This window comes from Streptomyces sp. NPDC002896 (genome assembly GCF_040295225.1).
Taxonomy (GTDB): Bacteria; Actinomycetota; Actinomycetes; order Streptomycetales; family Streptomycetaceae; genus Streptomyces.
In genome coordinates this window covers 21,437-32,292 of sequence record NZ_JBEOVA010000032.1, presented here as the reverse complement: position 1 = coordinate 32,292, position 10,856 = coordinate 21,437, and the positions used below count along the sequence as shown (strand labels likewise).

Sequence of the window (10,856 nt, the reverse complement as noted above, 5' to 3'; positions counted from 1 at the left end):
GCGCCGCGTCCAAGAGCCGCCAACCGGCCCTGCGCCCGCAGTGTTGACGGGGCAAGGTTTCCCGCGGACTGTTATATACATGTCAAATAGCGTGGTGCGTCGCCTGATCGGTGTACTCGCGCTCCTGGCCGGGTTCGTGACCTCGGCCGGCGCGCCGTCCTCCGCTGCCGACATGGCCGACACTGCCGGCGCCGCAGGAACGCTGACCGACGCCCTCTGGTTCGACGGCCCTGCCGCCGCCACCCTCACCGCCGCCGACGGCCGTTTCATCGACGCCCTCGGCCGCGAAGTGGTGCTGCGCGGCTACAACGTCTCTGGCGAGACCAAGCTGGAGGAGAACGGCGGCCTGCCCTTCGCGTCCGCCGCCGACGCCCGGAAGTCCGCGATCGCGCTACGGGCGCTCGGCGGCGGCAACACCGTGCGCTTCCTGCTGTCGTGGGCGCACGCCGAACCGGTACGCGGTGAGGTGGACACCGCGTATCTCGCCGCCGCCACCGATCAGATGCGAGCCTTCCTGGACGCAGGGATCCGAGTCTTCCCCGACTTCCACCAGGACCTGCACTCGCGCTACCTGTTCGACGAGGACAGCTGGTACACGGGGGACGGCGCGCCCAAGTGGGTCGTCGATGCGGGCGACTACCCGGACGAGTTCTGCGGGATCTGCCTCTTCTGGGGCCAGAACATCACCCAGAACGAGGCGGTGAAGCAGGCGTCGTACGACTTCTGGCACAGCGCCCGCGGCGTCCAGGACGCCTTCCTCGACACCGCGCAGACCACCATGACCTACCTCGCCGGGCACCTCACCGCCGACCAGTTCGCTCGCGTCGCGGGCTTCGACCCATACAACGAGCCGCACGCCGGCACGTACGACTCCGGGCAGACCAGCCGCACGTGGGAGCGCGACGTCCTCTGGCCGTTCTACGAGAAGTTCCGGGCCCGCATGGATAAGGCCGGATGGCAGAACAAGCCGGCCTTCGTCGAACCGAACCTCTTCTGGAACGCCAACCTCGCCTTCCAGAAGCAGGAGGGCGGCCTCCTCGACGCGGGAACCCTCGGCCCGCGCTACGTCTTCAACACCCACTTCTACGACCAGAAAGCGATCTCAGGCGTCTTCATGCCCGGCAAGGCAGGCGACGGCCAGTACGCCACCGACTTCGCCACCGTCCGCGACCGTGCCACCGCCACCAGTACGGCGGCGGTCGTGAGCGAATTCGGCCACCCGCTGTCGGGAGCGGTCTCAGACAAGGCGCCGACCGTCCTCAAGGCCATGTACCAGGCGCTCGACTCCCGCCTGCCCGGCGCCGACTGGTGGTCCAGCCCCACCGAATCCGGGGCCGTCCTGTCCGGCACCCAGTGGCAATGGGACATCTACAACGGCCGGCACCACGAGCTGATGAACGGCAACCCCGACAAGGTGCAGACCGAGGGCGACGCCTGGAACGACGAGGACCTCTCCGCCGTCCACCTCGACGACTCCGGCCGGGCGGAGCTGCGCCAGGACGCCCGCCTCCTGGACCGCCTCTACCCCAGCGCCACCGCGGGCCGCACCGTCGCCTTCACCTACGAGGACCGCTCACGCGACGGCTCCACCACCCTGGCCTGGAACCCGGTACCGGACTCCCTACCTCACGTCGCCGAGTTGGTGGGATCGGGCCAGTACGGCCTGCTGCTCTGGCGCTCCGAGCCCAGCCCGGACGGCACCCGCGCACCCACCGAGCTGCACCTCCCGGCGTCCTTCCCGACATCCACCACCACCATCGTCTCCGACCTGGGCACGGTGACCGGACCGCCCGCATACACCGAGAGCGCTCCCATCGCCGTCGCCCCGGAACCGGGCGGCACCGGAAGCCGCCGCCTCCTCATCACCGCCCCCGACTCGGGCACCCTCCACTACGCCCTGGTCACCAACGGCGCGACGGCCCCGCCCGCCGCCCTACTCAGCGCCGCCAGGTCCGAACTGGCCTCCTGGGCCGCGGCCCACACCTGACGCGGCCCACGCCGACGCGGTCCACACCTGGCGCGGCCCACGCCTGACGCGCCCGGCCATTCCAGGTGTCAGGCGTTCTTGAACCCGTCCCACAAGCGTCCGCCCGCGCTCTCCAGCACCTCGTCGACCAGCGCGACCAGTGCCTCAGGGCGAGCCTCGAGAGCGTTGCGCACCGCCGGATCGAGACGCTCGGCGAGACCGGGTTCGGCCGCCTGGAGACGCCGGGCGAGCCACTTCCCGCCGCCGAGCCAGCGCCCGCGGACGAGCAGCGCCAGTTCGGCGGCGCGCTGCGCCAGCGCCGTGACGATGAAGAGGCGCTCGGCAGGATCGGCGCAGCCGGCAAGATCATCGAGGAGATCGGTCAGTGCGTACCGGCGGTGCTCCAGCTCCTCCGGGGTGGCCGGCGGTGGGCCGGCCGCGAGCCGCTTCCTGGCCTCCTCGGCGAGCCGGGCGCCCGAGCCGTCGTGGTCGAGGAGCAACTCGCCGTGGGCGCACATGAAGAGCAGCGGCGAGCTTCGACCGGCCGTCTCTCGCTCCACGAAGTCGTGCCAGGTCTCGTCGGTGTGCACGAACATCTCCACCGGCCAGCCGGCTTCGACGAAGCTGCTGCGGTACGGGGCGGGCGCGCCGTCCAGCATCACCACGAGGTCGAGGTCCGAGTACGCGGTGCGGTGCTCGGTGAGCACGCTTCCGCACACGAAGGCGGCCACGGCCTCCGGGTGACGCTCCGCAGCGATCCGACGCGCGGCCTCCACGGGTCCGAGTCTGTTCATGGGCCCTCATCTTGACGGAGCGCGCCGGACGGGGCACGCGGATTCCGTCCCGGCACCAGGAAGCGGCCCGCCGGGAACGCCAGGAACCACCCCGTGATGACCGGAAGAGATGAGCGAAAGAGCGACAAGCCATGTCGTGATCGGAAATGTGAGGCACCATGCCGTGATCGGGAAAGCGAGGGACAATGCCGTGGTGACGGACTCCTCGGCTTCCCCGCCCTCCTCCTCCGGACGTATCACGATCAGAGGCGGCGGCGTCCGGACGCCGCTTCGCGACTTCCTGAGTACGGAGACCGGCAGTGCCATGGTGCTGCTGGCCGCGACGGTCGCCGCGCTGGTGTGGGCCAACATCTCGCATGCGTCGTACGACAGCTTCTGGCACACGCGCCTTTCGGTGACGATCGGGGAGAGCGGTGTTTCACTGCCCCTGCGGGAGTGGGTGAACAGCGGCCTGATGACGTTGTTCTTCTTCGTCGTCGGGCTGGAGGCGCGCCGCGAGTTCGACATGGGCGAGCTGCGGGAACGGCGGCGCGTGACGCTGCCGGTGATCGCCGGAGTCAGCGGCATGATCGTGCCGATCGTCGTCTATCTCGCCATCAACGCCGGCCGGGACTCGGTGCACGGCTGGGGCGCCGCAATGTCCACGGACACCGCGTTCGCGCTCGGCATGCTCGCGCTGCTCGGTTCGCGCTTCCCCGAGCGCCTGCGCACCTTCATCCTCACGGTGGCGGTCGTCGACGACTTCCTCGCGCTCGTGGTGATCGCGGTCGCCTACAGCGAGAACGTCGCCCTGCCCGCGCTGCTCGCGGCACTGGGCATCTTCTGCGTGATCCTGCTGGTGCGCGCGGCCGGGGTGCACCGCGGCTGGGCGTACGCGCTGCTCGGCGCGGCGGCGTGGGTGGCGCTGGTGAAGTCCGGTGTGGACCCGGTCGTGGTGGGCCTCGCGCTCGGCCTGCTGACGTACGCGTACCCCGCGCCGCGCAGCGAGCTGGAACGGGCCACCGGCCTGTTCCGGGCCTTCCGCGAACAGCCGACACCCGAGCTCGAGCGGTCGGTGCGCCAGGGGCTCAGATCGGCGGTATCGCCCAACGAGCGGCTGCAGCAGCTGTACCACCCCTGGACCAGCCATGTGATCGTGCCGTTGTTCGCCCTGGCGAACATGGGCATCGCCATCAGCGGCGACCTGCTGGCCCGCGCCTTCACATCCCCGGTGACGCTGGGCATCCTGTGCGGCTTCGTGGTCGGCAAGCCGATCGGCATCATCGGCGCCGCGTGGCTGACCAGCCGCCTCAGCCGCGGCCGTATGAAGCCGCAGGTCGGGTGGGGGTCCGTGGTGGGCGGCGGCACGATCGCCGGTGTCGGCTTCACCGTGTCCCTGCTGATCGTCACGCTCGCCTTCGAGGGCGACCAGCTGGAGGAGGCGAAGATCGGCATCCTCAGCGCGGTCATCGGCGCCTTCGCCGCCACCTGGGTGGTCGCCCTGGTTATCAGGGCCCTCCCGCCACGCCGCCGGGCGAAGGCCCTGATCGGCACGGCCGAGACCATCATCGACCTCGCCGTCCCCGTGGACCCGGACCGCGACCACGTACGCGGTCCCGCGGACGCGCCGGTGACCATCGTCGAGTACGGCGACTTCGAGTGCCCGTTCTGCGGGCAGGCGGAGCCGGTCATCCGCGAGCTCCTCGCCGGCCATGCATCGGTGCGGTACGTGTGGCGGCACATGCCGCTGACCGACGTCCATCCCCATGCCGAGTTGGCCGCCGAGGCGGCGGAGTGCGCGGCCGAGCAGGGCGCCTTCTGGGAGATGCACGACCTGCTCCTCGACCACCAGGGTGCCCTGGAGGTCCGCGACCTCGTGCGGTACGCCGAACAGCTTGACCTCGACACGGAGCGCTTCCGCCGGTGCCTGCGCGAACGTGTCGGGGCCGCCCAGGTGGCAGAGGACGTCGAGTCCGCGGACCTGAGCGGCGTGTCCGGAACCCCCACCTTCTTCATCAACGGCCGCCGCCACATGGGCGCCTACGACATCGACGCCCTCACCGCCGCCGTACACACGGCCAAGACACGCGCGCTGCTCGAAACGGGGTGACGCGCCACACGTGTCCCGTGCTGCGTCCGCCCACTCAGGCGGCAGCAGCCGTCGGCGGCCGCCACACCGCGAAATCGGTGATGCGGAAATGGCTCCACACCGTACGGAAGGCGAAGTGGCCACTCGTGTACGGCTCGGGGTCGGTGTAGTCGAAGACGAGTCGGCCGTTGTTCCACCACTGGACCGTCGAGCCGTTCGAGACGATCCGGACGTGGTTTGGCTCGTTCGCGGTGAGCAGCGGCTCCGTGTAGTCGTAGATCAGCGGGCGGACGCCCGGCTCACCGACGTAACGCCGCAGGCGGGTGGTGGTGTTGTAGTTGGCGCCGTAGCCCGCGTAGTACGTCGTGAGGTAGTCGTACTCGGCCAGGGTGCCGCCCCGTTGCGTGGCGAAGATGTCGTCGGGGGAGCGGACGTCGGTCGCGTTCCAGAAGTTGTTGAGGTCGGAGACACGGTCGTTGGCGCCGCCCGCCGAGACGGGTGTCGCGGTGTACTCGAGGACGTACGGGCCGACGAGCGGCTGCCTGAACCAGACCGTCGCACCGCCGGGCACGTCTATGTCGAGCACCCCGCGCTCCGCGGTGACGCTGCCGCCGCTCTCCAGCTCGACCGCCCACTTGCCGAGGCCGTGCCGGAAGTCGTCGTGGGCCAGACGCGGTCCGCGTCGGGAACTCGCCGCGGCGGCGGGTGTCGTCGGCAGGGCGGCGGACAGCACAACTCCGGTAGCCAGGGCGGCGAAGCCTCTGCGTGAGGGCGTCATGGCGTGGTGTCTCCCTGCGGGTCGGGGCCGTACGGCACGGGTGGGGCATGGGTTGGAACGATTCAACGGCCCACACCTTCTCTCGCGCCCCACAGAAGCGCAAGGTTCCGCGCACGATCGAACAGCACGGGCTCGACCGGGGCTTGCGGCCATACCAGCCATCCGAAGCCGCGATGGCCCCGGCGAGTCCGAATTCTTGTTCCGGCCAATGGGCGTACCTACGCTGCCTGACACCGCACTCCGGCGGTACCGGGACAAGGGACGAAAGCAATCATGGGTCGACTGGACGGGAAAATCGCGTTCATCAGCGGCACGGGAGCCGGAATTGGAAGGGCAGCGGCCCAGATATTCGCTGAGGAAGGCGCCTCCGTATTCGGCTGCGACATCGATTCCGACGCAGCGGAAGAAACGGTCGAACTGGTGGAGAAGTCCGGGGGAGTGATGAAGACCCTCGCCCCCGTCGATCTGTCGACCCAGGACGGCGCACGGGAGTGGATCGAAGCGGGAATCGCCGCACTCGGCGGGATCGACATCCTCTACAACAACGCCTCGGCGCTGCGGAACGGACCGTTCGAGACGATGCTCGCCGACGACTGGTACTTCACCATCAAGAACGAGCTCGACATCCCGTATTTCTGCACGCAGGCGGCCTGGCCGCACCTGATCGCGCGGGGCGGCGGCGCTGTGCTGAACGTCGCGTCGGTCGCCGCCGTGCGGGGCGCGCCGTTCATGCCGATGGTGCCGCACGGCGCCGCCAAGGGCGGGGTGCTCGCGATGAGCAAGCACCTGTGCGCGGCCGGCGCCCCACACCGCATCCGCGTCAACACCATCGCCCCCGGCATGACCCGCACCTCCGCGACCGCGCCCTTCCTCGACGACCCGAACGGTCCGAAGACCCAGCTCGAGGCGCGTATCCCGGTGGGCCGGATCGGACAGCCCGAGGACATCGCGCGAGCCGCCGCGTTCCTCTGCTCCGACGAGGCGGCCTTCGTCAACGGCGCCAACCTCATGGTCGACGGCGGCGACAGCGCGATGGCGGGCTGAGCCGCGATGACCCCATCGAACGCCGCGAACACGCGACTCGACCACGTCGGCGTCAACGTACGCGATCTGCCCGCCCAAACCGCCTGGTACAAGGACGCCTTCGGACTGAAGACCGTCTTCGAGTTCCACCTCGAAGGCCCCAGACTGAGGGGCGTAGTCCTGGAACACCCGCACGGCTGGCGCATCGAGCTGCTCGCCAGGCCCGGATCAGAGCCGGGACTCCGTGCCCCCGACCCGCTGACCGCCGCCCTCACCGAGGGATACGGGCACTTCGCGGTCACCACCCCCGAACTCGACCCCGTCTACGAGGCCCTGGTGGCCCACGGCGCCGGCGAGGCGATGAAACCGGGGCCCTCACCCGAGCCGGGCGTACGCATGGCCTGGGTGACGGACCCCGAGGGAAATCTCATTGAGCTCATCGAGAAGAATTCTGTGTGAGGGCGTGCCATGTCGCAATTGACTGGTTCCACCGGTTCCCTGAAAAGACTCGACCGCGGCACGCTCATAGCCTGCTGTCTCGCGGTCGCCGCCGCACAACTGTGTATCACCGTTCCCTCGCCGATCAATGGCGAAATCACGGCCGCATTCGGGGCATCCGGTTCCCAGGTGGCCTGGGTGACCTCCGCCTTCATTCTCCCCACCGCGATTCTCGAGCTGAATTTCGGAGTGGTGGGTGACCTCTTCGGCCGTAAGCGACTGCTGGTGCTCGGCGGACTTGTCCTCGCGCTCGGCGAACTCCTCAACGCCACCGCCCAGAGCATCACCATGCTGTGGATCGGTCAGGCCCTGGCGGGCATCGGTGCCGCCGCGCTCTTCCCCAGCTCCCTCGCGGTGATCGCGGCCGCAACCCCCGACGCGAAGGACCGCGCGAAGGCGGTCTCCACCTGGGCACTCAGCATCTCCATCGCCTCAGCCGCGGGGCCCCTGTCGTCCGGCGTCCTCGCCACGGTCGCCGACTTCCGCTGGGCGTTCGTACCGCCGGTCGTCCTCGGCCTGGTGGTCGCGGTCGCGTGCTGGAAGCTCGTCACCGACTCCAAGGCCCCTGAGGGCCGGTCGCTGGACTGGCCTGGGCAGATCACCATCGCCGTCGGACTCACCGCGCTGCTCTGGGGCATCATCGAGGGCGGCGAGCGCGGCTGGAGCAGCCCGGCGATCGTCGGTTCGCTGGCCCTGGCCGCCGTGGCCCTCGTCGGGTTCGTCATCGCCGAGAAGCGCGCCGCTTCGCCGATGTTCAACCTGGACCTGCTGAAGATCCCGTCGTTCGCCGCGGCCGCCGTCGTCGCACTCGCCGGCATGTTCGGCTTCATCGGCACCGCGTACTGCGTCTCGATCCGGCTCGGCGCGGTCATGCATCTGAGCGCTCTACGGGCCGGAATGCCGTTCGTGATCCTGCAACTGATCCCCCTGCTGCTCGCGCCCGTGCTGAGCAAGATGCTCACCCGCATCGACGCCCGCTGGCTCCTGATGGGCGGCCTGCTGCCCATGGCCGCGGGACAGTTCTGGATCGCCGCGATCCCGATCACCACGACCTCCCTCGCGGCCTTCATCGGCCCGGTGCTGCTGCTCGGCATCGGCTTCATCTGCGTCGTGTCCTCGCTGACCTCGGCCGCCGTGAACGCCGTGCCGATCGAGATGACCGGTATGGCCAGCGGCGCCACCAGCCTGGTGCGCGAGTTCGGCCAGGGCCTCGGCCCGGCCGTGATCAGCACGATCGCGATGAGCGCCGCGTCGTCGGCGCTGGTGGGCAAGCTCAGCGGAACCGACGCGGGCATGGAGGCGGCGGCCGGCCCGCTCGCCGTCGTCAACGCGGGCAGCGACAGCGCCAGGGCGGCCGCCCAGACCGCGCTCGGCCACGGCATGGCCGTGGGCGTGCTGATCTGCGGCTGCGCCTCGCTGCTCGGCGCGCTCGTCACCCTGCTGCTGGTCCGCAAGAACACCGCCCGTGCGACGGTCGGCGCGACGGACGAGCCGGCCGTGGGGGCGGCGTCCGCGTAGCGGCAGAGGAACTGCAGGAGAAGGTGAGCCGGGGCCGCGGACCCCGGCTCACTCGTGTCCGCCCTCGCGCAGGCGAGAAATGCTCACCATGGCGGAAGAAGGGTGTCGATTCGACGCCGGGCCGTTCGTCGGTTGTGTGCACGCGAGGCCGCCGAGGCGTACGCGAGGGCGCTGAAGATGGTGGAGAACGAGACCGAGCGACGCTTTCTGGAGAAGCGGCTCGCGGAGTGTCGATCGACGTAAGCGTTCGTCGGTGCGGCGGTCTTCGTCGAGGCGGCGCTGCAGCAGGAACGGCGGGGCCACGCCGTGGCCCCGCCGTTCACCGGCTACTGCCCGTCCAGTGCGTTGGTGATCGCCTTCACCCCGCCGTGTGCCGCGTACCCGCCGTCGATCGTGATCTCCGCGCCGTTCACGTACGACGCCTCGTCGGAGAGCAGGTAGACGACCAGCGGCGCCACCTCGTCGACCGTGCCGGGGCGGCCCTGTGGGGTCATCGTGAGGTGGGCCTGGACGAACACCGGGTTCGCGGAAGCCATCAGCGGCGTCTCGATGTAGCCGGGGTGGATCACGTTCGTACGGATGCCGCGCGGCGCCAGCTCCAGGGCGGCCACCTTCGACAAGCCGCGCAGCGCCCACTTGCTCGTCGTGTACGCGACCGCGTGATGGGCCGTGAGGCCCGCGACCGAGCCGACGTTGACGATCGACGAACCGGACGGCATCAGCGGGACCAGGGCCTGGATGCCGAGCATCGCGCCCGTGGTGTTCACGGTGAACGCCCGGTTCCAGTCGGCCAGTTCGACCTCGCCGAGGCGGGCCCGCATGGGGATGCCCGCGTTGTTGACGAGGCCGTGCACGACGGACAGGGAGGAGGCCAGCGCCGTCCAGTCGTCGGGCGACGCCACGTCCAGGTGCTGGTAGCGCACGTCCAGGCCGTCGGCACGCAGGGACGCGGCCAGCTTTTCGCCGGCCTCGTCCAGCACGTCGGTCGCGACCACCGTCGCGCCCTCACGGGCCGCCGCCTCCACCTCCGCGGCTCCCTGGCCCTGTGCGGCTCCGGTGACGACGACGGTACGGCCCGCCAGACGCGTGCGGCTCACGGCTTCCTCCAGTGGCTACGGGATGTCTCCCGTCCACGCTAGGAAGCCGCGGACAGCTCCGGAAACGCGCGTTCGTCATGGCTGGCATCCGCGACGGCGATCACCCCGGGCCCCTCGGGCCCCTCGGGCTCCGCGGTCTGCTCCAGGGGCTCGTCCAGCGACGCGCCCACCCTGCGTACGGTCTCTCGCAGCCAGCGGTGCGCTGGATCGGAGTGCCGGTTGTGGTGCCAGTACATGGCTTCCACCAGCGGCACGTCCGGGAACGGCGTCGGTACGGCGACGCAGCGCGCGAACCCCTCGTACCGCAGCGCGAGCCGCTCCGGCACGAGCGCCACCAGGTCCGTGCCGCCCACCAGGAACGGCAGCACACTGAAGCCGGGCGCGCTGACCTGGACGCGCGGGGTGATGCCGAGCGTCTCCAGCTGGCGGTCCGCGGGGGTCATGCTCTTGCCGAAGGCCGAAGCGGCATGCGGCATGTCGGCCAGGTCGCGCAGGGTGAGCCGCCCGTCCACCAGGCGCGGGTTGTCGGGGTCGACGATGCACACGAACCGGTCGTGCATCACGGCCTCGCTGATACCGGGCAGCCGGTAGCCGAGCGGCACCATCATCAGGTCGTGGCAGCGCAGATGCGTCTCGCTCTCCGGCTGGCCGTGCACGAGCGGGTGGAAGTCGATCCGTACGCCTGGCGCCTCCTGCGCGATGGCCCGCAGCAGCGGCTCCACGAACACTGTCATGACGTAGTCCGACATCACGACCGAGAAGCGCTGCCTGCTGCGCACCGGATCGAAGTGCCGGGTCAGCGACATGGCCTCCTCGGCCTTGTAGAGGGAGGCCTGGACGACGGGCAGCAGTCGCTCCGCGAGGGGCGTCAGCTCGTACTCGCGGCCCACGCGCACGAGCAGTTCATCGTTGAAGTGGCGGCGCAGCCGGGCGAGCGAGCCGCTCATCGCGGACTGGCTGGTGGAGAGCCGGACGCCGGCGTGCGTGACGTTCTTCTCCTCGAGGAGTGCTTCCAGCGCCACCAGAAGATTCAGGTCGATCGCTCCGAGACCCACGGATGTCCCCTTCCGGCCGCGTCTTTGAAGCTCGGTGAACCGGAGCGTAACTACGGGTG

The 10,856-nt window shown here is 70.0% G+C and carries 9 protein-coding genes; 5 read left to right on the top strand and 4 right to left on the bottom strand.

All coding sequences use genetic code 11. The features are described from left to right. Window positions 1-79: 79 nt before the first annotated feature. A complete protein-coding gene (locus tag ABT009_RS38075) occupies window positions 80-1,987 on the top strand; it encodes a cellulase family glycosylhydrolase (protein ID WP_351305683.1) in 1,908 nt (635 codons plus the stop codon). 68 nt (window positions 1,988-2,055) lie between these two features. Here ABT009_RS38075 and ABT009_RS38070 read toward each other — a convergent pair whose 3' ends face one another. Then, on the bottom strand, window positions 2,056-2,760 hold the full coding sequence (locus ABT009_RS38070; protein ID WP_351305681.1) for a nucleotidyltransferase domain-containing protein: 705 nt from the start codon (window positions 2,758-2,760) through the stop codon (window positions 2,056-2,058). A 193-nt stretch (window positions 2,761-2,953) separates the two neighbouring features. Here ABT009_RS38070 and nhaA point away from each other — a divergent pair, with 193 nt between their 5' ends. Beyond that, window positions 2,954-4,849 (top strand): Na+/H+ antiporter NhaA, encoded by a 1,896-nt coding sequence (gene nhaA, locus ABT009_RS38065; protein ID WP_502990039.1) that lies wholly within the window; start codon window positions 2,954-2,956, stop codon window positions 4,847-4,849. A gap of 34 nt (window positions 4,850-4,883) precedes the next feature. Here nhaA and ABT009_RS38060 read toward each other — a convergent pair whose 3' ends face one another. Next, window positions 4,884-5,606 carry a DUF6250 domain-containing protein gene (locus ABT009_RS38060; protein ID WP_351305679.1) on the bottom strand — a complete coding sequence of 241 codons (723 nt, stop codon included), beginning with the start codon at window positions 5,604-5,606 and terminating at the stop codon, window positions 4,884-4,886. A gap of 273 nt (window positions 5,607-5,879) precedes the next feature. Between ABT009_RS38060 and ABT009_RS38055 the strand changes: the two genes are divergently transcribed. Genes ABT009_RS38055 through ABT009_RS38045 form a run of 3 tightly spaced genes read left to right on the top strand, consistent with a single transcriptional unit; the run spans window position 5,880 to window position 8,645 of the window. Then, window positions 5,880-6,650, top strand: coding sequence for an SDR family NAD(P)-dependent oxidoreductase (locus tag ABT009_RS38055; RefSeq protein ID WP_351305678.1), 771 nt, complete (start codon window positions 5,880-5,882; stop codon window positions 6,648-6,650). A gap of 6 nt (window positions 6,651-6,656) precedes the next feature. Further along, the gene (locus ABT009_RS38050; protein WP_351305676.1) at window positions 6,657-7,088 is read left to right on the top strand and encodes a VOC family protein; all 432 of its coding nucleotides are present in this window, start codon (window positions 6,657-6,659) and stop codon (window positions 7,086-7,088) included. Window positions 7,089-7,097: 9 nt separating this feature from the next. Beyond that, complete coding sequence (locus tag ABT009_RS38045) at window positions 7,098-8,645, top strand: MFS transporter (protein ID WP_351305674.1); 1,548 nt, start codon at window positions 7,098-7,100, stop codon at window positions 8,643-8,645. 326 nt (window positions 8,646-8,971) lie between these two features. Here ABT009_RS38045 and ABT009_RS38040 read toward each other — a convergent pair whose 3' ends face one another. Both ABT009_RS38040 and ABT009_RS38035 read right to left on the bottom strand, forming a co-directional pair. Beyond that, on the bottom strand, window positions 8,972-9,742 hold the full coding sequence (locus ABT009_RS38040) for an SDR family NAD(P)-dependent oxidoreductase (protein WP_351305672.1): 771 nt from the start codon (window positions 9,740-9,742) through the stop codon (window positions 8,972-8,974). Window positions 9,743-9,780: 38 nt separating this feature from the next. Beyond that, window positions 9,781-10,797, bottom strand: coding sequence for a LysR family transcriptional regulator (locus ABT009_RS38035; protein ID WP_351305670.1), 1,017 nt, complete (start codon window positions 10,795-10,797; stop codon window positions 9,781-9,783). Window positions 10,798-10,856 lie beyond the last annotated feature (59 nt).

What these genes read in the sequence shown, in the direction of transcription:
- ABT009_RS38075 (WP_351305683.1), top strand. Translation starts at nt 80, where the DNA reads ATGTCAAATAGCGTGGTGCGTCGCCTGATCGGTGTACTCGCGCTCCTG.
- ABT009_RS38070 (WP_351305681.1), bottom strand. Translation starts at nt 2,760, where the DNA reads ATGAACAGACTCGGACCCGTGGAGGCCGCGCGTCGGATCGCTGCGGAG.
- ABT009_RS38060 (WP_351305679.1), bottom strand. Translation starts at nt 5,606, where the DNA reads ATGACGCCCTCACGCAGAGGCTTCGCCGCCCTGGCTACCGGAGTTGTG.
- ABT009_RS38055 (WP_351305678.1), top strand. Translation starts at nt 5,880, where the DNA reads ATGGGTCGACTGGACGGGAAAATCGCGTTCATCAGCGGCACGGGAGCC.
- ABT009_RS38050 (WP_351305676.1), top strand. Translation starts at nt 6,657, where the DNA reads ATGACCCCATCGAACGCCGCGAACACGCGACTCGACCACGTCGGCGTC.
- ABT009_RS38045 (WP_351305674.1), top strand. Translation starts at nt 7,098, where the DNA reads ATGTCGCAATTGACTGGTTCCACCGGTTCCCTGAAAAGACTCGACCGC.